This window comes from Halorubrum ruber (genome assembly GCF_018228765.1).
Taxonomy (GTDB): Archaea; Halobacteriota; Halobacteria; order Halobacteriales; family Haloferacaceae; genus Halorubrum; species Halorubrum ruber.
In genome coordinates this window covers 807,602-831,165 of sequence record NZ_CP073695.1, presented here as the reverse complement: position 1 = coordinate 831,165, position 23,564 = coordinate 807,602, and the positions used below count along the sequence as shown (strand labels likewise).

Annotated in this window: 24 protein-coding genes, 1 tRNA gene and 1 pseudogene; 12 read left to right on the top strand and 14 right to left on the bottom strand. The window is 70.9% G+C overall.

Annotation, left to right across the window (positions count from 1 at the left end; translation table 11 throughout):
* Positions 1-10: 10 nt before the first annotated feature.
* The gene (locus J7656_RS04060; protein ID WP_017344019.1) at positions 11-1,915 is read right to left on the bottom strand and encodes a helicase C-terminal domain-containing protein; all 1,905 of its coding nucleotides are present in this window, start codon (positions 1,913-1,915) and stop codon (positions 11-13) included.
* A 92-nt stretch (positions 1,916-2,007) separates the two neighbouring features.
* Here J7656_RS04060 and J7656_RS04055 point away from each other — a divergent pair, with 92 nt between their 5' ends.
* Positions 2,008-2,238, top strand: a complete 231-nt coding sequence (locus tag J7656_RS04055) for a hypothetical protein (protein ID WP_211554189.1) — start codon at positions 2,008-2,010, stop codon at positions 2,236-2,238.
* A 124-nt stretch (positions 2,239-2,362) separates the two neighbouring features.
* The gene (locus tag J7656_RS04050; RefSeq protein ID WP_211554188.1) at positions 2,363-2,791 is read left to right on the top strand and encodes a desampylase; all 429 of its coding nucleotides are present in this window, start codon (positions 2,363-2,365) and stop codon (positions 2,789-2,791) included.
* A 30-nt stretch (positions 2,792-2,821) separates the two neighbouring features.
* On the opposite strand, the gene J7656_RS04045 is transcribed toward J7656_RS04050, so the two are convergent.
* The 4 genes and pseudogenes from J7656_RS04045 to J7656_RS04030 form a co-directional block, all read right to left on the bottom strand.
* Positions 2,822-3,670: a universal stress protein gene (locus J7656_RS04045; RefSeq protein ID WP_211554187.1), complete on the bottom strand. Its 849-nt coding sequence runs from the start codon at positions 3,668-3,670 to the stop codon at positions 2,822-2,824.
* Positions 3,670-5,093: pseudogene (locus J7656_RS04040) on the bottom strand (APC family permease). Before J7656_RS04040 ends, J7656_RS04045 begins: the two are co-directional and overlap by 1 nt.
* Positions 5,094-5,230: 137 nt before the next feature.
* A tRNA-Glu gene (locus J7656_RS04035) sits at positions 5,231-5,305 on the bottom strand.
* A 94-nt stretch (positions 5,306-5,399) separates the two neighbouring features.
* Positions 5,400-6,476 (bottom strand): zinc-binding metallopeptidase family protein, encoded by a 1,077-nt coding sequence (locus J7656_RS04030; RefSeq protein ID WP_017344014.1) that lies wholly within the window; start codon positions 6,474-6,476, stop codon positions 5,400-5,402.
* Positions 6,477-6,621: 145 nt separating this feature from the next.
* Between J7656_RS04030 and J7656_RS04025 the strand changes: the two genes are divergently transcribed.
* Positions 6,622-7,713 (top strand): zinc-dependent metalloprotease, encoded by a 1,092-nt coding sequence (locus J7656_RS04025; RefSeq protein WP_211554186.1) that lies wholly within the window; start codon positions 6,622-6,624, stop codon positions 7,711-7,713.
* A gap of 22 nt (positions 7,714-7,735) precedes the next feature.
* Here J7656_RS04025 and J7656_RS04020 read toward each other — a convergent pair whose 3' ends face one another.
* A complete protein-coding gene (locus tag J7656_RS04020; RefSeq protein ID WP_211554185.1) occupies positions 7,736-8,149 on the bottom strand; it encodes an SHOCT domain-containing protein in 414 nt (137 codons plus the stop codon).
* Between the two features lie 108 nt (positions 8,150-8,257).
* Between J7656_RS04020 and J7656_RS04015 the strand changes: the two genes are divergently transcribed.
* Positions 8,258-8,908: a non-canonical purine NTP pyrophosphatase gene (locus J7656_RS04015; RefSeq protein ID WP_017344011.1), complete on the top strand. Its 651-nt coding sequence runs from the start codon at positions 8,258-8,260 to the stop codon at positions 8,906-8,908.
* An 18-nt stretch (positions 8,909-8,926) separates the two neighbouring features.
* Here J7656_RS04015 and J7656_RS04010 read toward each other — a convergent pair whose 3' ends face one another.
* Positions 8,927-10,267: an aminotransferase class III-fold pyridoxal phosphate-dependent enzyme gene (locus J7656_RS04010; protein WP_211554183.1), complete on the bottom strand. Its 1,341-nt coding sequence runs from the start codon at positions 10,265-10,267 to the stop codon at positions 8,927-8,929.
* A 238-nt stretch (positions 10,268-10,505) separates the two neighbouring features.
* On the opposite strand from J7656_RS04010, the gene J7656_RS04005 reads away from it, so the two are divergent.
* From J7656_RS04005 to J7656_RS03990, 4 genes are all read left to right on the top strand, one after another.
* Entirely contained in the window at positions 10,506-10,868 is a 363-nt protein-coding gene (locus J7656_RS04005; protein WP_026046275.1) for an Hsp20/alpha crystallin family protein, read from the top strand.
* A gap of 182 nt (positions 10,869-11,050) precedes the next feature.
* On the top strand, positions 11,051-11,689 hold the full coding sequence (gene deoC / locus J7656_RS04000; RefSeq protein WP_211554182.1) for a deoxyribose-phosphate aldolase: 639 nt from the start codon (positions 11,051-11,053) through the stop codon (positions 11,687-11,689).
* 128 nt (positions 11,690-11,817) lie between these two features.
* Complete coding sequence (locus tag J7656_RS03995) at positions 11,818-12,045, top strand: hypothetical protein (protein ID WP_017344007.1); 228 nt, start codon at positions 11,818-11,820, stop codon at positions 12,043-12,045.
* Positions 12,046-12,116: 71 nt separating this feature from the next.
* The gene (locus J7656_RS03990) at positions 12,117-12,299 is read left to right on the top strand and encodes a hypothetical protein (protein ID WP_017344006.1); all 183 of its coding nucleotides are present in this window, start codon (positions 12,117-12,119) and stop codon (positions 12,297-12,299) included.
* Between the two features lie 9 nt (positions 12,300-12,308).
* On the opposite strand, the gene J7656_RS03985 is transcribed toward J7656_RS03990, so the two are convergent.
* From J7656_RS03985 to J7656_RS03970, 4 genes are all read right to left on the bottom strand, one after another.
* Positions 12,309-13,103, bottom strand: a complete 795-nt coding sequence (locus J7656_RS03985) for an ABC transporter ATP-binding protein (protein ID WP_017344005.1) — start codon at positions 13,101-13,103, stop codon at positions 12,309-12,311.
* Positions 13,091-13,894, bottom strand: coding sequence for an ABC transporter permease (locus J7656_RS03980; protein WP_017344004.1), 804 nt, complete (start codon positions 13,892-13,894; stop codon positions 13,091-13,093). The genes J7656_RS03985 and J7656_RS03980 overlap by 13 nt, the downstream gene beginning before the upstream one ends.
* Complete coding sequence (locus J7656_RS03975; RefSeq protein WP_211554180.1) at positions 13,894-14,922, bottom strand: ABC transporter substrate-binding protein; 1,029 nt, start codon at positions 14,920-14,922, stop codon at positions 13,894-13,896. The genes J7656_RS03980 and J7656_RS03975 overlap by 1 nt, the downstream gene beginning before the upstream one ends.
* Before the next feature lie 264 nt (positions 14,923-15,186).
* A complete protein-coding gene (locus J7656_RS03970; protein WP_017344002.1) occupies positions 15,187-15,408 on the bottom strand; it encodes a DUF8149 family protein in 222 nt (73 codons plus the stop codon).
* A gap of 115 nt (positions 15,409-15,523) precedes the next feature.
* Here J7656_RS03970 and J7656_RS03965 point away from each other — a divergent pair, with 115 nt between their 5' ends.
* Positions 15,524-16,372, top strand: coding sequence for an SDR family NAD(P)-dependent oxidoreductase (locus tag J7656_RS03965; protein ID WP_211554179.1), 849 nt, complete (start codon positions 15,524-15,526; stop codon positions 16,370-16,372).
* A 34-nt stretch (positions 16,373-16,406) separates the two neighbouring features.
* Here the strand turns inward: J7656_RS03965 and J7656_RS03960 are convergent, their stop codons facing one another.
* Positions 16,407-17,039, bottom strand: a complete 633-nt coding sequence (locus J7656_RS03960) for a PadR family transcriptional regulator (RefSeq protein ID WP_211554178.1) — start codon at positions 17,037-17,039, stop codon at positions 16,407-16,409.
* Between the two features lie 682 nt (positions 17,040-17,721).
* Here J7656_RS03960 and J7656_RS03955 point away from each other — a divergent pair.
* The 3 genes from J7656_RS03955 (at position 17,722) to J7656_RS03945 (ending at position 21,854) form a co-directional block, all read left to right on the top strand.
* A complete protein-coding gene (locus tag J7656_RS03955) occupies positions 17,722-19,410 on the top strand; it encodes a heme-binding protein (RefSeq protein ID WP_211554177.1) in 1,689 nt (562 codons plus the stop codon).
* A 598-nt stretch (positions 19,411-20,008) separates the two neighbouring features.
* On the top strand, positions 20,009-20,473 hold the full coding sequence (locus J7656_RS03950) for a universal stress protein (protein ID WP_017343996.1): 465 nt from the start codon (positions 20,009-20,011) through the stop codon (positions 20,471-20,473).
* A 91-nt stretch (positions 20,474-20,564) separates the two neighbouring features.
* Entirely contained in the window at positions 20,565-21,854 is a 1,290-nt protein-coding gene (locus J7656_RS03945; protein ID WP_211554176.1) for a DHH family phosphoesterase, read from the top strand.
* 34 nt (positions 21,855-21,888) lie between these two features.
* On the opposite strand, the gene J7656_RS03940 is transcribed toward J7656_RS03945, so the two are convergent.
* Both J7656_RS03940 and J7656_RS03935 read right to left on the bottom strand, forming a co-directional pair.
* Positions 21,889-22,797: a DUF106 domain-containing protein gene (locus tag J7656_RS03940; RefSeq protein ID WP_017343994.1), complete on the bottom strand. Its 909-nt coding sequence runs from the start codon at positions 22,795-22,797 to the stop codon at positions 21,889-21,891.
* Positions 22,798-22,898: 101 nt separating this feature from the next.
* On the bottom strand, positions 22,899-23,522 hold the full coding sequence (locus tag J7656_RS03935; RefSeq protein WP_017343993.1) for an adenylate kinase: 624 nt from the start codon (positions 23,520-23,522) through the stop codon (positions 22,899-22,901).
* Between the last annotated feature and the right edge of the window lie 42 nt (positions 23,523-23,564).

Genomic DNA, 23,564 nt, shown 5'->3' with positions numbered 1-23,564 from the left:
GTAACCCCCGTCAGCCGTCGCCCCACACGTCCGACAGCGGGTGGTCCCGTCGGCGCTCCTCGTCGCGCTCGGAGCGGGTCCGGACCGACTCGTCGCCGGGCGTTCCGCTGTCGACGGTCGCGTCCCCGTCGCCGGCTTCCGAGCCGCCCTCGCCGCGGGACGCGTGACCCGCGTTCCCGCTCTCTGACCCGCCCGAGCGGCGACTCCGCCGCCGTCCCGCGCCGGCGCCGCCGGACGGCGACGCGTCGATGCCGGCCAGCGCCGCCTCTGGGTCGAACGCCGGCAGCGACGGGGTCGTCATCGCGTCGACCTGGTCGCGGAACCAGCCGGGCGTGTCGGCATCGGCGCGCTCGAAGAGGTCGAGGAGGGAGTCGTCCGCGAGGTACGTCGCGCCGTAGTCGTCCGGCGCGCGGACGACCCGGCCGCACGCCTGGATGACCGTGCGCAGCGCCGTGCGGTGGTACCACGCCCACTGGCCGTCCTCCAGCCGCCGGGCGACCCGCGAGTCGTTCGTGTTCCGGTACGGCGCCTTACACACCACCTGCCAGCGGCAGAGGTCGCCTTTGAGGTCCAGCGCCTCCTCCATCTTCACGGAGACGAACACCTCCGGGTCGGCGCTCGCCTTCCACGCCTCCAGTTCGGCGTCCCGGTTCTGTCGGTCGTGGCGCCTGACGCGCGCGGCGACGCCGAACTCGCCGAGGCGCTCCGTGATCCGCTCCGCGATGTCGTACGAGTGCGCGTGGATCAGCCCCTTCTCGTCGGGGTGTTCGGCCATCAGCCGGACGATCAGGCGGGCGATCTTCGGCACCGTCTCGTCGCGGTGCTCGTACGTCATCGGCCCCTGCGTCACGTCGTACAGCGGTCGGTTCGCGAGCGGGAACGTGTGCTCGACGTCGACGAGGGCGACGTCGGCCGGGTCGAGCCCGACGCCGCGGCAGAACGCGTTCTTCGAGAGGATGGTGGCGGACAGCAGCGCGAAGCGGTTCCCGCGGTCCCACACCGTGTGTCTGAGGTAGCGCGCGGGGTCGAGCGGCTTGATGTCGATGCGGGACCCCTCGCCGCCCGACTGGTCGACGACCCACGTGGTCGGGGACTCCGGCTCGCGGTAGTCCTCAAGGAACCAGCCGAGTTCGCTGATGAGCTCCTGAAGTCTGTCGCGCCGAGCCACCTCCTCGCGGTCGAGCTCGGGGCGGCCGACCAGCTCGTCTTTCGCGCGGATCGCCACGTCGCGAAGGCTCTCGACGAACCGCGCGGTCCGGTCGAGCGGGTCCTCCTCGGGGCCGGCGTCGGCCGCGACGTCGGGGACGCCCACGTCGTCCCACACCGGGACGCGCTCGGGCGATATCTCGATGGTCGCGTACATCTCGGCCCACTCCGCGAGCCCGTGCGCCTCGTCGATCACGACGACGTCGCGCTTGCGGAACACCTCGGAGCCGGCGGTGCGCATGAAGTACGCGAGCGTCATGGCCGCGAAGCGGTTGCCGGAGGCGATGGCGCGGTCGGAGAAGTACGGGCAGCGGTGCCGGATCGAGCAGTCGAACCCCTGCTGGCGCGCGCAGGGGGCGCGGTTCACGGGCGTGTCGTGCTCGCCCGGGAGCACGCAGTCGTAGTTCGACTTCCCGCGGATCACCGCGAGGTCGTCGAGCAGGTCGTCGGCCTCGACATCGTCGATCTGCGACACCTGCGGGGTCGTGTAGTAGGCGCCGGTCGCCTCGCTGGGGGCCGCCTCGCCGGCGGTCGCGGCCGCGCCCATGATCGCGCGGGCGAGCAGCGACTTGCCGCTGCCCGTCGGCGCGCGCACCAACACGACCCGGTTGCCGGCCGCGAACGCGTCGCGGATGTCGGCGAGGGCCTGCTCCTGTGCCCCGCGGAAGCTCGGCGCGGGGAACTCGGCGGGGATCCGGCTCGGGTCCACACGACGCCCTCGCGCGCTGTCGGAATTAAACCCTCGCTTGGGCCGCGGGGGCGACACCTATTGGTAGTCCGGGGCAAAAGGGCGAAGCGACGATGAGCGACGACGGGATCCTCGGGTCGCTGTCCGCCGTGGGCCTGCTGAGCCTCTGCTGTATCGGGTTCGGCGGGCTGGCCGGCGGGGCGGCAGTGGTCGGCGGCGCCGCCTCGACGAGCGCGTTCGCGACCGGGGCGACCAGCGTGCGCGGCGCGCTGATCTCCGGCGCCGTCACGTTCGGGACGGTCCTCCTCGCCGCCGGGGCGATCCGCTGGCGGTTGAACCGGTGACGACGGCCACCGCATCGACACCTCGCCGCCGCTCCGCCCCAACGTCGCTCCGCCTCGCGACCTTCGGCGGCGCGCCGACCCCCGGTCGAGACGGACTTATCCGGCGCCCCTCCGTTGTCCGCGTATGATCGAGTTCGCTCGGGAGGCCTACGACGACGTGGTCCGGCACGCCGACGCGGGCGGCGCCGAGGAGGTCTGTGGCGTGCTGGCCGGGACCCGCGGCGACGGTGACGAGTCGAGCGTCGTCGCGCGCGCTCACGAGGCCGAGAACGTCGCCGACGCGTCCGAGGTCCGGTACCGGATCGACCCGGAGGAGCAGCTCGAACTGTTCGAGGCGATCGAGGCCGACGGCCGCGACGTGGTCGGCTTCTACCACTCGCACCCGGCGGGACCGGCGCGCCCGAGCGAGACGGACGCCTCGCGGGCGACGTGGCCCGGCTACTCGTACGTGATCTGTGCGCTCGACGGCTCCCCGTTCGTCGGCTCGTGGCGCTGGCGCGGCGACGAGGCGGGGTTCGAACAGGAGACGGTGTCGGTTAGCGGCGAGCGGTAGGATCTCCGAACGACGCCGCGCCGGCCCGTCCTACTCGTCGGCGGCAGGCGCCGTTTCGTCGGCGGCAGACGCCGTGTCGTCGGCGGCAGACGCCGCTGTGTCCTCGTCGGACTCGTCGTCCGCTCGGCGGTCACGGACGACGAGGACGGGACCGACGGAGGCGGCCGCGACGCGCTCGCTCTCCTCGCCGAACACGAACGACCGGAACGAGGGCGCGCGCTCGCCCATCACGACCGCGTCGTGGCCGGGCACCGCGTCGATCAGCGCGTCGAACGGCGAGCCGTCCGCCGCCGTCGCCGTGTCAACGTCGAGCCCCGCCTCGCGGAGGCGGTCGGCCGCGGCCGCCAGCCGGGCGTCGACACCGTCGCCCACGTCGCCGGCGACGCCGGGATCGGCACTCTCGGACGCGGCGGCGTCTGCGGCGCCGTCGCCGGGCATTTCGGCTCCCGCCGCGAGGAACAGGGTGACGCCGATGTCGCGGTCGCCGACGAGCGCCTTGACGAACGAGAGGATCCGGTCGGCGTCGACGTCGCCCGAGAGCGACACTAAGATCCGGTCGACGTCGCCGGTCGTTCCGGGGACGGCGAACGCGTCGGCGTCGACCTCGCCCGCGACCCGCCGGATCGTCTGCTCGCGGTCGTGCGTGAACACGAGCCGGTGGTCGGCCGCGCCGCCCGCGGCCGCGAACTCCTGACTGATGTCCTCCAGGGCGGACGTCGCGCGCTCCTCGAACCGGAGCCGGGCCTGGTCCGGCGGCGTCTGTTCCGGGAGGATGTGGTAGCCGAGGACGGTCACGTCGACGGTCCCGAGCAGCGAGATCAGGCCGGTCGAGACGCTCCCTCCCTCGAGCACCGCGACGGGTACGAGTACGCGTGTCATTACAGGGCCCCCTTGAGCGACACGTCGCGGGCGTAATAGAAGTACCACCCGGCCGTGGCGGCGATGATCGCGATCCCGACGAGGATCGAGAGCCGGTTCATGAACGCGATCAGCCCGAAGCTGGCGAGCGCGCCGAGGACCGGGATAACGGGCCCCCGGGCACGACGAAGTCGGGGTCGTACCACGCGGGCCGGTCCCGGCGGATGGCGACGAGCGCGACGCACATCAGCCCGTACATGATCAGGTGGAGGAAGGAGGCGACCTCGGCGAGCAGTTCCACCTGCCCGGTCGCCGCGAGGACGACGACGGGGCCGCCGGCCATGCCGAGGGCAACGTGCGGCGTGCCGTACCGGAGGTTGATCCGGCTCGCCCGCCGCGGGAGGAGCGCGTCCTTCGAGACGCCGTAGATCGCCCGCGAGGTGCTGAGTATCGAGGCGTTCGCCGACGACATCGTCGCTAACAGTCCGCCGACGATGATCACGAGCGCCCCGGCCGGGCCGAGCAGCGCGCGGCCGACCTCGACCATCGCGGTCTCGCCGGCGGAAAGCAGCGCGTCCCGCGTGAAGATGTTGGTCGCGACGAAGATGGTCAACACGTACAGCACCGTGACGATCACCACAGAGCCCACCATCGCGAGCGGGAGGTTCCGGCCGGGGTCTTTCATCTCTCCGGCCACCGTCGCCACCTGGGCGAACCCGAGGTAGGAGGTGAACACGAGCGCGGCGACGGAGAGGACCGGCCCGGCACCCCAGACGTTCGCGGCCTGGCCGGGCGGCGTGTCGACGGCGACGAGCCCGAACGCCTCTAACAGCCCGAACCCGAGGAACGCGACCAGCATCGAGAGCAGGAGCGCGACGATCCCGTTCTGGAGCTTCGCGGCGTTCTCGGTTCCCGTGACGTTCAGGACGGTGAACGCGACCCCGGCGAGGACGGCGATGACGGAGACGACGGCGTCCGAGCCGGCGCCGACCGCGAGCCCGACCTGTGCGAGCGCGTCGAGCGCGTAGTAGCCGAGCCCGACGAGGTAGAAGGCGGTCGCGAACACGAGCCCGAGCCACAGTGACAGCCCGATCACGGTCCCGGCGAGCGTCCCGAGCCCCCGCGAGATGAAGTAGTAGCCGCCGCCGCTCCGCGGCATCGCCGTCGCGAGCTCGGAGGTCGGGAGCGCGACGAGGAGGGCGATCACCCCGCCGACGGCGAACGAGGCAGCCGCCGCGGTCCCGATCTCTCCGCCCGCGAGCCCGGGGAACACGAAGATCCCGGCGCCGATCATCGTCCCGATCCCGATCGCGAGGCCGCCGGTCAGCCCGATGGTGCGTTCGAGCTCGGCGTCGCCGGTGATCGTCGCCGACTCGGTCTCGACGACCGACTCCGCGACCGGAGCGTCGCCGTCGAGGTTGCGGCCGCTCGGCTCGTCGGGCATGTGTGCCCGAAGAGGACGGGGCGCCCGATAAGTGTGGGGAGCCGTACCGACCCGACCGAAGCCGTGCGACGCGGTTCGGCGGGCGCGACCGGAAAGACGGAGCCGGCTCTCGTCGGTTGGTCGCGTCGTGAGAGAAATGCTCCGGCTGGGATTTGAACCCAGGTCATCACCGTGAGAGGGTGATATGATTGGCCGGACTACACCACCAGAGCACGTCCGTTCGTCGCAATCTACGGTAGGAAAGACGATAGTAAAACAGTTCCGTTTCGACGCCGCCGTGCCCCGGTTTGTCGTGGCGAGCCGCGCTCAGACGTCGACCCCGAACGGCGATTCCGCCGCGTCGAGATCGCCCGCCGCCGCGCCGATCGCGGCGAGGAGGTCGGCGACGGCGTCGAGGTCCCCGGTGTCGATCACCTCGACCGGCGTGTGCATGTACCGGTTCGGGATCGAGACGTTGAGCGCCGGCACGCCGCCCCGGGCGGTGTAGAACGCGTCCGCGTCGGTGCCGGTGCGAATGCCCGCCGCCTGGAGTTGGACCTCGAGGCCGGCGTCGTCCGCCGCGTCGCGCGCGAGGTCGACGAGGACCGGGTGGTTCGCGCTGCCGCGACCGATCACCGGACCGGCGCCGAGCTCGACCGGGCCGCGCCGCTCGCGGTCGACGTCCGGGTTGTCGGTGGCGTGGGTGACGTCGACCGCGACGAACGCGTCGACGTCGTCGAGGTCGACGCCGACCATCCGGGCGCCCTGGAGCCCGACCTCCTCCTGGACGGTCGAGACCGCGTAGACGGTGGCGTCGACGTCGGCCGCTGCGGCGCGGCGGAGCCCCTCAGCGGCCGCCCACGCGCCGGCCCGGTTGTCGATCCCGCGGGCGGCGATCCGGTCGCCGACGAGGTCGCGGCGGCCCGTCGAGAACGTGACGGGGTCGCCGACCTCGACGTGGTCGCGCGCCTCGTCGGCGTCCTCGGCGCCGATGTCGACGAACTGGGCCGCCACGTCCTCGTACTCGTCGTCGCCCTCGTCCCGCAGGTGGATCGCCGTCTGGCCGACGACGCCCTGGACCGGCTCGTCGGCGTGAACCGTGACGTGCTGGCCCTTCGAGACGGTGCGGTCGGAGCCGCCGATCCGCCCGATCCGGAGGAAGCCGTCGTCGAGCACGTCGCGGACGATGAACCCGATCTCGTCGGCGTGGCCGGTGACGGCGATCGCCGGCGCGTCGGGGTCGCCCTCGTGAACCGCGACGGCGTTACCGTACGCGTCGGTGTCGACCCGGTCCGCGAACTCGCGGACGTAGTCGGTCCAGACCCGCTGGGCGGCCGTCTCGAACCCTGAGGGGCTCGGCGTCGCGAGGAGGTCGTCGAGGAACGCGCTGCGCTCGTCGTCCATGCTCCGAGGCTGTGGGGCGGCCGGCAAGAAAACGTCGGTGTCGGCGCTCGGCGCCGGGACCCTCGACGCCGGGACTCTCGGCGAGCCCGCAGGCTTGGAGAGCGGTCGACGCAAGCGCTTTGGGGCGGCCGCCCGTCGGATCCGTATGGACATCCTCCGAAGCGTCCGGACCGTCGCCGAGGCCGAGGGGCCGGGCGTCGTCGACTGGGACCGGGCCGCGGCGGCCGCGAAGGACGCCACGGCCCCCGGATCGATCGCGCTCTCCGACGCGGAGCGCGCGGGGTACGCCGCCGACGTCCGCGACGCGCGCTCGCGGCTGGCCGAGGTGGCCGGGATCGAGTTCGACGTTCCCGACACCGTCGAGGTGCAGAACCGCCACCACTGGATCGACGCGAGCGTCGGTACCTTCCGGCGCGTGATGGACCCGATCGAGGCGGCCGCGGCCGGCGACGGCGAGGAGGCCGGAGCGGTCGGGGATCCCGGAACCGACTCGCTCGACGTGATGCCGGACAGCGCGCCCGGACCGGTCGGACCCGCACCCGGCGCAGCCTTCGCGCAGGACCTCTCGCGGGTCGCCAACACGGGGTCGATGGCGTTCGCCTTAGGCTTCCTCGCGCGGAACGTCCTCGGCCAGTACGACCCGCTGCTGCTCGCCGACGAGCCGGACGCCGACCACGGGCTCTACTTCGTCCACCCGAACATCGTCGCGGTCGCGGCCGCGCTCGACGTCGACTACCCTCGGTTCCGCCGGTGGATCGCGTTCCACGAGGTGACCCACGCCGCGGAGTTCGGCGCGGCGCCGTGGCTGCCGGAGTACCTCGAATCGCGCGTCGAGCGCGGCGTCGAGGGGATGGTCGGCGGCGCGGGCGGCGTCGAGGGGATGACCGGGCGCGGGCTCGACCCCGACGCGTTCGCGGAGCTCCAGGCCGCGATGACCGCGGTGGAGGGGTACGCCGAGGTGCTGATGGACCGCGCGTTCGACGGTGAGTACGCGGACCTCCGACGGAAGCTCGACGAGCGCCGCGGCGGGGGCGGCCCCGTGCGCCGGCTCGCGCAGCGCCTGCTCGGCCTCGGGCTCAAGCGGCGGCAGTACGAGCGCGGCGCCGCCTTCTTCCGGCACGTCGCCGACGTGCGCGGCATCGAGGCCGCGGGCGCCGTCTGGGAGCGCGCCGAGAACCTCCCGACCGCCGGAGAGATCGACGACCCCGAGGCGTGGCTCGTCCGCGTCGACCCCTGAGGCGGAACCGACGCGCGCCGATTCACTCCAGTTCGAGGTCGCGCTCCCGACTTCCCCCGCCGCGGTCGGCGTCGATCCGGTCGAACCGCTCGTCGAGGTCCTCGGTCGCCAGCAGGCGGTCGAGCCGCCGCTCGAACTCCGACTCGTCTATTTCGCCGCTCGCGTAGCGCTCGCGCAGTTCCGCGACCGGTCGTTCGGCGGTCGTCGCGCTCTCAGTCGACGCGTCGGCGTCGGGATCGTCTGCCGCGACGAGCGGGAAGTCCTCGCCGAGCACCGCCACGAGCGGGATCAGGAGGAAGAATCCGGCGATGAACGTCGCCGGGATCAGCGCCTCCAGCGGGCCCGGGACGATGACCGCGAAGAGGGAGGTGAGGCCGAACGAAAGAACAGCGATGAGCCCGATGAGTCGCTTCTTCTCGAACGTGGGGAGGGACATATGCCACGGATTCCGTCGCGTCGACAAAAGCGTACTGCCGGGTCGGGCGGATTTTCACCGTCGCCCGCGACCGACGCCTATTCGTCGGGCGCGCGCCCACGGCGATCCGTGCTCAGGTACGTGACGACGAACCCGGGGAAGGTGCGCGAGGCGGAGCGGTACCTCCCGGACGGCTCGGTGGAGCGGCTCGACTTCGACTACGCGGAGGTCCAGGCCGACGAGCTCGGCCCGATCGCGGCCCGCGGGGCCCGCGAGGCGTACCGCCACGCGGACGGTCCGGTCCTCGTTGACGACGCGGGACTGTTCGTCGAGGGGCTTGACGGCTTCCCGGGACCCTACTCCTCGTACGTCGAAGACACCCTCGGGGTCGAGCGCGTCCACGAGATCGCCGCCGACCTCGACGACCGCCGCGCAGCCTTCCGGTGCGTGCTCGGCTACTGCGACGGCGAGGGGTTCGCCGCGAGCCCCGACCCCGTGGACCGCGGCGACCGCGACGCGGCCGCGGCGGCGGGTCCGGACGAGGGCGAAGGTGACGGCGGTAGCGGCGACGCCGGCGCCGACCCGCTCCCGGTCAAGCTGTTCGAGGGGTACGTCCCGGGCCGGATCGTCGCGCCGCGGGGCGACGGCGGGTTCGGCTACGACCCGATCTTCGAACACGACGGCGAGACGTTCGCGGAGATGGACACCGACCGCAAGAACGCGGTGTCGCACCGCGGGCGGGCCTTAGAGAAGTTCGCGGAGTGGTACGCGGACCGGTAGCGAGCGACGATAGCGGGCCTACGCCGCCGCTTCGATCGCGTCCGTGAGTAGGTCGGCGCCGAGGTCGATTTCGCGTTCGGTGACGTCGAGCGGCGGGAGAATTCGGAGGACCTTGTGACCGCACGCGAGCGTGAGGAGGCCGCGCGAGAACGCCTCGTCGACGACCGCGTCCCGGCGCTCCTTCGTGTCGAACTCGACGGCGAGCAACAGGCCCTTTCCGCGGACGTCCTCGACGGGGTCGAGGTCGGCGTCGCGCATCGTCTCTTTGAACTGTCGGCCGCGGACGACGGCGTTGTCGGTGAGGTCCGCCTCCTCGATGGCGTCGAGCGTGAGCGCGCCCTGCGCCGAGGCGATCAGGTCGCCGGCGCCCCACGTCGAGGAGAGCCGGCCGGTCTCCTCGGGGAACACGTCGCTCCGCGAGACGGTCGCGCCCACGCGGAGCCCCTTCCCGCTCGCGATCACGTCGGGGTCGTACGCGTAGTGGTCGGAGCCCCACATCTCGCCGGTGCGCCCGACGCCGGTCTGGATCTCGTCGGCGATCACCGTAATGTCGTGTTCCTCGGCGAGCGCCGCGATCTCGTCGGTGAACGCCTCCGAGGGGAACCGGTAGCCCCCCTCGCCCTGGATCGGTTCCATGATGAGGTAGGCCACGTCGTCGGGGTGGACGTTCCCGCGCTCCGGATCGAGCTTCTTCCGGAGCCGCGAGACGCCGTCCGCGAAGAAACCGCACGAGCAGGTCTCGGGCGAGCAGGTGCGGTCCTCGCAGAACGGCACCTCGGTCACGCCGCTGATCTCCGGAAAGTCGCGGCGGTAGACGGACTTCGAGCGGTTGAGCGAGAGCGCGCCCAGCGTCCGGCCGTGGAACGCCCCGTCGAAGGTGATCGCGTACTTCGCGCCGTCGGAGGCGTCGTAGGCGATCTTGATGGCGTTCTCGACCGCCTCCGCCCCGGAGTTCGAGAGGAAGACGGTGTCCATGTCGTAGTGGCTCGTCAGGTCCGTCAGGCGGTCCATAAGCCCCGACGAGCCGGGGAGTCCGTCCCCGGGAGAGGGGCCGCCAGCGGCGTAGAAGTCCTGCCCGGCGATCTTCAGCGGGTCGACGAGGTCGAACTCTTCGAGCCGGTCCATTATGAGGGGGTTGTTGTACCCGAGCGGCGCGGCGGCGACGTGGCTGGTGAAGTCCATGAGGACGTTGCCGTCGACGTCGGTGCAGAACGGGCCCTCCGCGGGCGCGGTGCGGTCCCAGACGAACTCGTAAACGTAGGTGCTCGGCGCGGCCGACTCGTGGTGGTAGTCGACCCACTCGCGAGCGCGCTCGCCGGGGAGGCCGGCGACGGCGGGCGTTGCGGTGTCGCGATCCATGGGTGCTACTGGCACGCAGGTGAAATAAATCCGGGGCGGCAGCGCGAACGTTGGAGAAATCTCCAACCGGAATCGCCGCGCTGATTGATCGCGCTCATCGTGGGAGATTCGTCGAGACCGCTTCGTCGCGAACGGTCCGCAGCTCGCGGTGTGCCTGTTAATTCCTCCCAAAATTCGTTGGATTTTTATAGAACCGCCGCCATACTACCGACCGAGTTCGAGGTGGTCAGCAATGCCCATGCTCGAACCGGCGAACACGTGGACGCAGGGACTCGACTTCCCGAGCCGACTGCTCGAATCCGGTAGCAACGACTACGAACTGTACGAGGAGGACGGCGAGTTCGTCCTCTCGGTCGAGCTCCCCGGGTTCGATCCCGAGGAGATCACCGCCTCGTGGAACGACGGCGTGCTCAACGTGGCCGGGGAACACGAGGACGAGAACCGCGGGACTCGTCGGACGTACCACCGGCGGTTCCGCTTCCCGAAGGCGATCGACGAGGACGGCATCACGGCCGAATACCAGAACGGCATCCTGACGGTCCGGCTCCCCGTGACCGTCGAGAACGCCGTCAGCGGCACGGAGATCGAGATCGAGAGCTGACCGCGGCGCCGTCCGCCGCGACCGACCGGCCGCGCGCCGGTCGACCCCCGCTCTCACCCCGCGTTTTTCGGCCGTACGCTTCCGCTTTCGACCGCGAGAGCCCGTCTTTTCGACGTCGATCCGGTCGGATCCGCGCGCCACGACCCCGCACGCCTTTTGTACTCCGCCGCCACGAACGGGGCATGAACCGCGAGGAGTTCGCCGCCAGCATCGACCACACCGTTCTCGGCCCTGAGACCACCCCGGCCGACGTGCGGACCGTTCTCGACGAGGCCGCCGCTCACGGGATGAACGCCTGTATCCCGCCCTGTTACCTCCCCGAGGCGGTCGCGTACGAGGCCGAGCCCGAGGCGATCGCGACCGTGGTCGGGTTCCCGCACGGCCAGCACGCCCCCGATGTCAAGCGCGACGAGGCGGTCGCGGCGTGGGAGGCTGGCGCCGACGAGATCGACCTCGTGATCAACGTCGGCCGGCTGAAGGCGGGGGACGACGGCGCGGTCGCCGACGAGATCGCGGACGTCGTCGCGGCCGTGCCGGTCCCGGTGAAGGTGATCATCGAGACTGCCCTGCTCGACGACGCGGAGAAGCGCCGCGCCTGCGAGGCCGCCGTCGCCGCCGACGCCGACATGGTGAAGACCTCGACCGGCTTCGCCGACGGCGGCGCGACGGTCCCCGACGTAGAGCTGATGAGCGAGTACCTCCCCGTGAAGGCTTCCGGCGGCGTGGGGTCCTACGAGGAGGCAACGGAGATGCTCGACGCGGGCGCGGTCCGGATCGGCGCCTCCTCCGGCGTCGAGATCGTCGAGGGATTCCCGGAGTGAGTGCGCCGGTCGCCGTTCTCTCGGAACGAGTCCCCGCCGCCGTTCCCGGGGAGTTCCCGCGCCCTGCCGTTCCACGGCTCTGAGAATCCCGTCGGGTGGATTTATACGCGGAACGCCTATCGAGGAGTATGAGCCACCAATCCGGATCGCCCGGCTTCGACCTCGACGCGGCGTTCAAGGCGTTCGGCGCGGTCGGCATCGCCATCTCGCTCGCGCTCGTCGTGGGCGTGTTCGCGTTGACCGACCCGTTCGGCGACTACGTCACCGCATCGCCCGCGGTCTTCGGCACCCTGCTCTCCGCCGCGCTCGTCGTCGCCGTCGGCTACACGGCGTACGCGCTCCGCCGGCGACAGTAGCCGGGCACGCGTCGCCGGCGTTCGACCGCGCCGCCGGGAGACATAAACCGCTCGCGGGCGGACGGTTTCGCATGACCGACGAGCCGACCGACGAGGCGGTGGAACGGTTCCTGGACCGAGCGGCGGCCGCGCTCGACGACTACGACGAGGGGTACGCCGACGCGGACGCGACGCTGGCGACGCTCCGCACCCACGTCGACGAGCTGTCAGAGAGCGTCGAGGACAGCGGGGACGGCGGAGACCACGAAGCGTAACCCGATCGACTACGGCCCGGCCCCGATCAGCTCCCGGACGCGACCCACGTACTCCGCGAACGCGGCGTCGCCGCGCTCGCGCGGGCGCTCGACGTCGACGTCGACTATCTCGCGGACGCGTCCCGGGTCGGCGGCCATCACGACGATCCGGTCCGCGAGCGTCACCGCCTCCGCGACGTCGTGCGTGACGAAGAGGACGGTTTTCCCCGTCGAGGCCCACACGTCGAGCAGCTCCCGCTGGAGCATCTCGCGGGTCTGAGCGTCGACCGCGCCGAACGGCTCGTCCAGCAGCAGGAGGCTCGGATCGACGGCGAGCGACCGCGCGATGGCGACGCGCTGTTTCATCCCGCCGGACAGCGACTTCGGGTAGGCGTCGCGGAACTCCGTCAGCCCGACGAGATCGAGCATCTCGTCGACGCGCGCCTCCTGCTCGGCGGGCGAGCGGTCGCTCCGTTCGAGGCCGAACCCGACGTTCCCCGCGACGGTCAGCCACGGGAACAGGTGGTACTCCTGAAACACCACGCCCATGTCGGTCGTGGGGCCGGTGACCTCGGTGCCGTCGAGCAAGACGCGGCCGTCCGTCGCGTCGGTGAGCCCGGCCGCGATCCGGAACAGCGTCGTCTTGCCGCAGCCCGACGGCCCGACGAGACAGACGAACTCCCCGTCCGCGACCGAGAAGGAAACGTCGTCGAGCGCGCGCACCGAGCCGCCGTCGCCGTCGCCGGGGTACGTCTTGCCGACCCCGTCGAGCGCGACGCTGGCCTCCGCGGGAGTGAGGGAGGAGCCGCCGTTCACGCCCGCCACGCTAACGCCCTCCGTTCGACCGCGCGGAACGCCACGTCGACGAGCAGGTACATCAGGCTCAACACGAGGATGTACGCGATCGCCCGGTCGACGCGGAGGTTGTTGCTGGCGCGGATGATCTCGCGGCCGACCCCGGGGACGCCGAAGATCTCCGAGGCGACGACGAGCATCCAACACCGTCCCAGTCCCGTCCGGATCCCGGTGAGAATCCCCGGCATCGACGCTGGTAGCACGATCGAGCGGACCGCGTCGAGGTCGCCGCGGACCCCCAGCGTTCGCCCCACGTCGAGGAGGTCTTCGCTCACGCCCTCGACTGCGCCGTACGCCGCGTAGAAGTTGATCCAGAACGCGCCGACCGCGATGATGAAGGCGGCGCCCCAGTCGTTGATCCCGAACCACGCGATCGCGAAGCCGATGAGCGCGAGCGGCGGCACCGGGCGCAGCGTTCTGACGAGCGGCGCCGTCAGGTCGTCGAGCAGTCGGCTCCAGCCGAACGCGACGCCGGCGGCCACGCCGAGCCCCGTTCCGGCGAGCGTGCCCGGAATCCAGTGCTGGACGCTCTGGAACAACGCCGCCGTCATGTCGCCCGAGGCGAGTTCGCTCGCGAACGCCCCCGCGACCGCGACCGGCGAGGGAAGGACGAACGGATCCTGCGTCAGCGAGACGGCGTGCCAGACGAGGAGGAACGCCGCGATCCCGACGGCCCCGCGAAGCAGCCGGCGGCCGTCGCCGAGCTCGACGCCCGCGAACGCGTCGCCCTCCCCGACGGGCGATGCGGTTTCGGTCGCCATCAGAGGGTGTCGTACACCTCCAGATCGAATATCTGGTCGTTCGACAGCTGCTCGTCGATCTGGCCGTTCCCGGCCGCGAACTCCGAGAACACCTGCGTCGCCTCGGTGATCTCGTTGGGGTCGGTGATGAAGTTCGACAGCGGCGAGTCGAGCGCATCCCGTGCGCGGTCGGTCGGCATCCCGATCCCCTCGTTGACGTGCGCGGCGGTCGCGTCCGGGTTCTCGCCGATGAACTCGGTCGCGCGGACGTGCTCTTCGAGGAACTGCGCCGCGAGCGGCGAGTCGCGCACCGCGTCGCTCATCAGGGTGACCGCGGCGGGCTGGCCGGGGAGGACCTCGGCCGCAGTCCGGAGCATCGTCACCGACGAGCCCTCCGCCTGCGCGATCGTCGGTACCGGCTCCATGATCGAGGTGCCGTCGATCTCGTCGTTGGCGATCGCCTGCCAGACCGAGCTCGCGCCGCTGATCTCGATGATCTCCACCGCGTCGTTCGCCGCGGGGTCGACGCCGACGTCGCGGAGCCAGTAGCGCAGGAGAACGTCGGGGACGCTCCCCTGCGGGAACGTGCCGAAGGTGAACGGCTCACCCTGCTCTTCCTCCCACGTCGCGAACGCGTCGGCGCCCTCGGCCTCGAACGTCTCGTGGAACGACTCCTCGGCCATGATACCCATCGGCTCCTCGATATTCGCGGCGGTCACCTGCGCCGAGATGCCGCGGTCGATGGCGATCATCGCGGGAACGATCCCGAACATCGCAATGTCGATGTCGCCGCCGCCGAGCGCCTGAACGATGTCCGGGCCGTTGCCGAACTCCTGTCCGGTGACCTCGGCGTCTATCTCCGAGAAGTACCCCTCGCCCTCCATCACGTACCACTGAAGGTCCGGGTAGATCGGCATGTGCGCGACCGTTAGCTCGTCGAGTCCGCCGCCACCGCCGCCGCCGAGACAGCCGGCGAGGCCGACCGTCGCGGTTCCGCCCGCGGCCGCGAGGAACGACCGCCGCGACGCTGTCCGCGTTGGTTCGTACATACGCACGAAAGCGGCTCCGCGGGCAACACCCTCGCGTCACCAGCAACGGAAGCGCGTTCCGGTGACGCCGACGAATTCGAAATTCGGAGCCGCTCGGGATTGAAAACGGGTTTCAAGCGATATTCCGGAGCAGAGCCCGTCATCGAACGACGCAAATGTTGCTGGTGTGGTCCCCCGTCGGGAGCGCTCGTTCGCGGTCTCGCGGGGCGCACGCGGGAGTCTGTCGGCGGCGACCCGCTCGCGCGAATCAGACGGCGTACGGTCTCACGGCCGCTCGGTCGCGTCCTCGTCGAACAGTCCGAGATCCTCGGCGACGAGGTCGGCGAGCCGGTCTTTGATCGCCGGGTCGACCTCCGCGACGGACTCGCCGTCGTGCTTCTGGGCGTTGTGTTTCTCGAGCGCGTCCGCGAGGTCGTCGAGCGGCACGCGGGTCTCCGTCTCGCACTCGTCGCACACGATCGGGACGGACGGCTCGTCGGTGGACATTACGCCGACAATCGCCCGTGGCGGGTATATGCCTTCGGGCGCGTCGTCAGTCGTCGGTATCGCGCCGACCCGCCGAACCGCCACCGTCTATTGACTCCGTCGCGAACGCCCGGCCATGTACGTTCTCGTGACGGGGGCGGCGGGCGGGATCGGTGGGGGCGTCGCGGGCTCGCTCGCGGCCGCCGGTCACGACGTCCTCGGGGTCGACCGCGACGCGGCGGGGCTCGCCGATCTGCCCGACGCGGTCGAGACCGCCGCGATCGACCTCCGCGACGAGGCGGCCGTCCGCGACCTGCTCGCGGACCGCCCCCTCGACGCGGTCGTCTCCTGTATCGGGGGCTACGAGATCGCAGCGGTCGAGGACACCTCGGCGGAGGCGTTCCGGCGACAGGTGGAGACGAACCTGACCGCGGTCCACGTGACGGTCTCCGCGGCGCTCCCGGCGCTGCGCGAGCGCGGCGGCCGGGTCGTCGTCGTCGGGTCGATGGTCGGGTCGGTCGCGCTACCGTACCACGGCGCGTACAGCGCCGCGAAGGCGGGTCTCGACGGCTACGTCGACGCGCTCCGTCGCGAGGTCGCCCCCCGCGGGGTCGACGTCGCGCTGGTCGAGCCCGGGCCGGTCCAGACCGGGTTCAACGAGCGGGCCGCGGCGGCGGTCGTGAGTGCGGACGGCGAGGACGCGAGCGGCGCGGGGGAGGGCGGCGAGGACGCGAGCGACGAGAGCCCCTACGCCGACGCCTACCGTGAGTTCGAGGGGTACTCGCCGGCCGCCACCGACGTCGAAACGGTCGTCGAGCGCGTGGTGACCGCGGTGACGGCGGAGCGGCCAGAAACGCGTTACCGGGTGAGCCGTCGGGCGCGGTGGCTGCCGCGACTCGCGCGCGTCCTCCCCGACCGGCTGTACGACCGACTCGTGCGCGCCGGACTCCCCGGCGGGCTCCTGTGGCGGCTGCTCCGCCGGTGACGAGCCCGTTCCGGCGCGGGGACCACGTCGCGCGTCAGTCGTCGGCGGCGCCAGACGAGGACCCCTCGGCACCGGGCGCTCCCTCCGACCCCTCCGCGTCGGCGGCCTCCGAGCCATCCGCGTCGGCAGCCTCCGAGCCGTCCGCGTCGGCAGCCTCCGAGTCGTCCGCCTCCGCGTAGAACTCCTCGGGCGAGGCGTCGATCCGCTCGAACTCGCCGAAGTCGCGCTCGTGGTGGCGGATCATCTGCTCGACGATCCACGCGCTGTACCGCTCCGAGAACCCCCAGTCGGCGTCCGCGTCGTCGACCTCGAAGCGGCCGTCGGTCGCGAGCGCGGCGTACAGGTGATAGAAGCCGAGGACGACGTCGCCGAACTCCCTCGCCTCGCCGCCGATCTCGCGGCGCTTCTCGGCGAGTTCCTCGCGGCCCGCGTCGGTGAGCGCGAAGTACTTGCGGTCGGGCTCGTCGTCGCGCTCGACGCGCTCGGCGACGCCCTCCTCCTCGAACTTGTAGAGGATCGGGTAGACGGAGCCGTAGGAGGGCTCCCAGTGACCGCCGCTGATTTCGGTTATCTCGCCGAGCAGCTCGTACCCGTACCGGGGACGCTCGTCGAGCAGCTCCAACACGAGGTACGAGATCAGTCCTTTCGGCGGGCCGCTTTTCCGCATTGTCCCGACTTTTCGGGGTCGCGTCGAAAGGGTTTCGGTCACGGCGACCCCGGACGCGAGCCGCGACGAGCCGGCGGATTCGGGCGCTTCGATGGCTCCGGCATCCGGCAGGATAGCCACGTGCGGTCGGCGCGTGCCCGCGAGCGGCCGGAGCGAAGCGGAGGCCGCGAGGCGCACGCGCGAGGGAGTCGGGCGCGCCGAGGGCGACCGAAGGGAGCCCGAAGGATGCGCCCGACGAGGCTGGGGAGGCGTGAGGTGCTGTGCGGAGCGGTGCGGGGTGGGACTCAAAGGGGCAGTCGCGAGGCCGCCGTAGGCGTTCACGAGAGCGGAGCTCTCGTGAGCCAATCAGAACGCGGAGCGTTCTGATGACGACGTAAGCACCGCAGCGAGCACCGCGAGCGAGGAGCGCAACGAGCGTACGGCGGCCTCGCGACTGGGGCTTTGGGGATGTTCGCCATCGATCAGCGGTCACTCACGTATCGCCGAGCGGCTGGGGCTTTGGAGGCGTTCTCATCGGTCAGGGAATCACCGTCGGTAAAGATACTCACGTACGGCCGAGCGGTGGGGACTTCGAAACCGCTAGTGCCGTCTTCGACTCGGACACTACCGGGTACGGTCCAGCTGATTACTGCGTATCGGGACGACCCGCAAACCCCTAAGTCGCGCGGCCCGAACCCGAAGTATGGTCGAGGCTCCACAGACCGCCGAAGGGTGGTTCTCGCTGCACGACTTCCGCTCGATCGACTGGGACGCGTGGCGCGAGGCGCCCGAGTCAGAGCGACGACGAGCGATCGAGGAGGGCGAGGCCTTCCTGAAACACCGCGAGCTGGTCGCCGACGCCGACGACGGCGAGTCCGCGCTGTTCTCCGTGCTCGGGCACAAGGCCGACCTCCTGTTCCTCCACTTCCGGCCGTCGCTCGACGACCTCTCCGCGATCGAGCGCCGGTTCGAGGACACCGCGCTCGCGAAGTTCACCGAGCGTGAGACCTCCTACGTCTCCGTCACCGAGGTGTCGGGGTACGTCTCCGACGACTACTTCGAGGAGGGCGCCGACGCCGTCGACGAGGGGCTCCGCCGCTACATCGAGGGGAAGCTGAAGCCCGATATCCCGGACGAGGAGTACGTCAGCTTCTACCCCATGAGCAAGCGCCGCGGCGAGGAGCACAACTGGTACGACCTCGAGTTCGAGGAGCGCGCCGACCTGATGGCGGGCCACGGCGAGGTGGGCAAGGAGTACGCCGGGAAGATCAAACAGGTGATCGCCTCCTCCGTCGGCTTCGACGAGCACGAGTGGGGGGTCACGCTGTTCGGCGCCGACCCGACCGACATCAAGGACATCGTCTACGAGATGCGGTTCGACCCCGCCTCCTCGCGGTACGGCGAGTTCGGCGACTTCTACGTCGGCCGCCGGTTCCCGCCGCGCGACCTCGACGCCTTCCTCGCGGGCGAGACGGTCCCGACCGGTCGCGTTGCGGAGGACGACAGCGCCGGGCACCCCCACGGCGGGGGCGGTCACGGCGGGGAGAGCGGCGGCCACGATGAGGGGAGCCACCACGGCGAAGGCGGTCACGGCGACGACGGCCACGGTCGCGGCGAGGGCCACGACCGCTCGGGCGCGGGCGGCGGCTCCGCGCACGGCGACCACCCGCACGGCGAGGATGGGGGCGGCGGCGAGGGCGACCATCCCCACGGCGAGGGCGACGGACACGGCGGGGAGGATGGTCACGGCGGCGAGGGCGGTCACGGCGGCGAGGGAGGTCACGGCGGCGGAGGCGACGGTGCCTCGGACGAGGACATCCGCGGCGAGCTCGCCGACCTCGACATCTACGCCGGGAAGCCCCACGGCGAGGACGTGTACGCCACGGTGCTGTACAGCGAGGCCGACGTCGACGAGCTGTTCGACGAGGTCGAGGGGCTCCGCGGCAACTTCGACCACTACGGCACGCACGTGAAGACCGCGGTGTACGAGGGGCGCCACACCGACCGCGCCGCGGTCGTCTCCATCTGGGACACCGCGTCGGCGGCCGAGACCGCGGCCGGCTTCCTCTCGGAGCTGCCCGACATCGTCGCCCGCGCCGGCGAGGAGTCCGGCTTCGGCACGATGGGGATGTTCTACACCGTCAAGCCCGACTACCAGACGGAGTTCGTCGAGACGTTCGACGACGTCGGCGAGCTGCTGGGGGAGATGGACGGCCACGTCGAGACCGACCTGATGGTGAACGTCGAAGACGAGAACGACATGTTCATCGCCAGCCAGTGGAACGCGAAGGAGGACGCGATGGCGTTCTTCCGCTCCGACGAGTTCTCCGAGACCGTCCAGTGGGGCCGCGACGTGCTCGCCGACCGCCCGCGACACGTCTTCTTAGCGTAACGGGACTGGACGCGCGCAGTCTTTTATAAATACGGCGGGTCGGCAGAGAATTCCTCCAAATCCCCAGCCGCTTGCTTATAAATAATCGATAATAGATCGGCGGCGAACGCCTCCAAATCCCCAGCCGCTCGTTTATAAATAGTCGACTATGGATCAACGGTGGACACCGCCAAATCACCGACTGCTCGCTTATAAATCGCTGCCGCCGCAGCGGACACAGCCAAAGCCCCAGCCGGCGAGGCGGGCGCACGCTCGCTGCGCGCTTCAGTCGCTCGCGTTGCTCGCTCCTTTCAGTGCTTACGTCGCCTGCGCCCGCCTCGCCGGCTGCCCCTTTGAGTCCCGCCCCGCACCGCCCACCACCGCAACCGCACAGCGCCTCACACCTCCCCAGCCTCGTCAGTCGCCCTCGCTCCGCTTCGGGCGACTGACTCCCTCGCGCGTGCTCCTCGCGGCCGCCTTCGGCGGCCACTCGCAGGCACGCGCCACCGCCCTGTCCAGTCATTTATAAATAGAAACCTCGTCGCACTCGCGCCGCTTCGCACCGTCTCCCCTCCCCCGACCGCCGGGTTTTAGGTGCCGTTGCGGCGAACGGACGGCCATGTTCGACACCATCGTGGTCGCGACCGACGGCTCCGACAGCGTGCGGCGGGCCGTCTCGGTCGCGGTCGACGTGGCGGCGCGGTTCGACGCCGAGGTCCACGCGGTGTACGTCGTCGACGCCGGCGAGGTCGAGTCGTCGCCGGACCGGGTCCGCGAGGACCTCCGCGACGCGCTCGACGACGAGGGACGCGACGCGCTCGACCGCGTCGCGGACGCCGCGCACGACCGCGACGGCGACCTCGACGTGACGATCGAGGTCCGCGAGGGCCGCCCGGCCTCGGAGATCGACACGTACGCCCGGTCGGTCGACGCCGACCTCGTCGCGATGGGCACCCGCGGCCGGCACGGCGAGAACCGCTTCCTCATCGGCTCCGTCGCCGAGCGCGTCGTGCGTACCTGCCCGGTCCCCGTGTTGACCGTGCGACAGCTGACCGACGAGGACCCGCGGCGGACGACGATCTGAGCGGTCGCGGAGGTCGGCGGCCGCCGAACGCGACGCCGCGCGACCGGCCCGAGAGCGGCGGAGTTTTCCGGCTGCCGCCCGCCTCGACGGTATGGACGACGACCTTATCGAGACGGGCGAGGCCCCCCGATCGCGGTACACGAAGCTGCCGGGGAAGGGGTTCTTCTACCCCGACTCGCTGGACGACGAGCGCGCGGAGCGACGGGCACGGGAGGCGATCGAGGGCTGCGAGGCGGTCGTGATCGCCGACGGCGACGCCGACGGCCTCGCCTGCGCCGCGATGATCCGCGAGGCGTACGACGCCGCGCTCGACGTCGAACCCTTCGAGGACGCCATCGCGGCGCGGCTGGCGGAGGACGACGAGGAGTCGGGCGGCGCGGAGACCGACGACGCAGAGAGCGAGGAGTCCGACGACGACCCCCTCGCCGACGCCCACGCCGAGTCGCCGGTCGGGCTGCTCTCGGCGGGCCCGTACTCGATCGACACCGCGCTCGAACGCGTCGAGGCGTACGCCGACGACGACATCGACCTGTTCGTCTGCGACCTCTGCCCCGACGACTACGAGTGGATCGCGGAGCCGCTGGAATCGCTCGCGACGTCGACCGACTCGATCCGCTGGTTCGACCACCACCAGTGGGACGACGCGACCGCCGCCGCGGTCCGCGAGGCGGGCGTCGACCTCGTCGTCGGCGACTCCGACGAGGAGTGCACCGCCGACGTGACGCTCCGGTCGCTGGAGTACGCGTTCGACGACCGCTGGACCGAGCTCGCGGAAGTCACGCGCGACCACGACCTCTGGCTCAAGGAGGACCCGCGCTCCGACGACCTCGCCGACTACTCCTACTGGGCCGGCGCCGAGGAGTACGCGGCCGTGATCGGCGCGTACGGCGTCGACCTCCCCGAGACGGTGCGGTCGTTCGTCGAGGATCGCCGCGTCGAGAAGGAGGCCAGGATCGACCTCGCCGTCGACCGCGCGGTCACCCACGAGGTCGGCGACTGGCGCGTCGCGGTCACCTACGGCCGCTGCTCGCAGAACGAGGTCGCAGAGCGGCTCCGCGAGGCGGGCGCCGACGCCGCCGTGATCGTCAAGCCCGCGGGGTCCGCCTCCATCCGCGGCTCGGACGACTTCCGCCACGCCCACGAGGTCGCCGGACGGGTGAACGGCGGCGGCCACCCGCAGGCGGCGGGCTGCAAGCCCGACATCTACGACGACATGCTCGACTACGCCCACCACTGGAGCACCGAGGGGCAGGCGTGCAAGCGCGTCATCCTCGCGGCGTTCGAAGCGGTCGCCGAGGAGGTCTCGGCCGAGGAGAGCGCGGCCGAGGAGAGCGCGGCCGAGGAGAGCGACGGCGACGACGCGGGCGACGCCGACGAGTAGGGACCGCGAGGAACCGAGAGGGTTCGCTCGTCGCCTACGACGAAGACGGCGACATCTCGATGTTGAGGCTCTTCTGGACCAGCTGCGTGAACGCCATCGAGCAGAGGAAGTACCAGAGGATCCACATCTGGATCGGGCCGACGATCCCCGTGTCCCAGGTGACGGTGCCGGCGAGCGGCACGACGAGCTCTTGGGCGGCGACGGCCGGATACGCGGCGTCCGACCCGCGGTAGCCGATCACCCAGAACATCCAGAGGAACGCGGGGATGGTGAGGAACATGATCCACACCATCGGGCGGAACTGCTCTTTGAACATGCCGAGCTGGTCGCCCATCGCCTCCATCTGCTCTTCTTGGATCTCGTCGAGCGCCTCGTCGTCGTCGCGCTTCTCGGCCTCCTTCCGGCGCTCCTGAATGTCCTTCATCCGGTCCTGGTACGCGCCCATCTTCTCCATGTCCATGAGCCCGGCGCGCAGCAGCGTCGAGTACAGGCCCGTGCCGAGCGCGATGACCATGATCACGACGTAGAAGGGGACTACGTTCAGGAGGGGGCCGAGAACGACGTCGATGGCGCCGGCGATCGCGTTCCGGACCGGAGGGACCGCGTACCCGACGAACGCGCCGAGCGTCGCCACCCCGGCGAGCTTGTCCCACTTCGACCAGGTGGTCGTCTCGGGCGTCTCGACGTCGCTCCCGCCGGAGTCGTCGTCATCTTCCAAGCCGGCCTCGATCCCCTCGCGGTCGGCTAAGGCGAACCCCTCCTCGCCGTCGATGAGGATCTCCTTCTCGATGAGCCGACCCCACTGCCCGCTCGAGATTTCGTCGCGAACGTCGACCCAACGCACCTCGCCGCCGCTGGCGTTGTCGAGGACGACTTGAATGGCGTCCCGCATCTCGCCGTCCTCGCGGACCAGCGAGCGGACTCGCCGTTCGACTTTGCTCATTAGCGGTCGGTTAGCAGTCGACGGTTAAGAACCTTGTAGGATCGTCGGCCGCGCGTCCGGCCCGTCACCGCGCGACGGACGGGGGCCGGCTCTCGATCGCGTCAGTTCTCGACGACGTCGCGGATCCGGGCGAAGACCTCGTCCGGGGTCGCCTCGCCGTCGACCTCGACGAGGACGCCCTCGTCGCGGAAGTGGTCGATCACGGGCTCGGTGTTCTCGTAGAAGACCTCGAGGCGCTCGCGGGCGGTCTCCTCGGTGTCGTCCTCGCGCTGGATCAGCTCGCCGCCGCACTCGTCGCAGACGCCCGGCTCCTCGGGCGGCTGGAAGTCGACGTGGTAGTTCGCACCGCAGTCGTCGCAGACGCGGCGGCCGGTGAGCCGGTCGACGAGCACCTCCTCGTCGACGTCGAGCAGGATGACGGCGTCGAGATCCGTAATCTCCGAGAGGTACTCCGCCTGCTCGACGTTGCGCGGGTAGCCGTCGAGGACGAACCCGTCGGCGTCGTCGAGCGCGGCCTCGACGATCTCGTTGACGACCGGGTCGGGAACGAGCTCGCCCGCGTCCATGAACGACTTGGGCGTGCCGTACTCCGTCTCCATCTCCTTGTTCGCGCGGAGCGCGTCGCCGGTCGTGACGTGCTCGACGCCGTACTCGTCGGCCAGCTTCGCGCTCTGCGTCCCCTTTCCGGCGCCGGGCGCCCCCAACAGCAGGATTCGATGGCTCATACCGGAGCGGTCGCGGGCCGCCCCTAAAGGCTTGAAGATTCC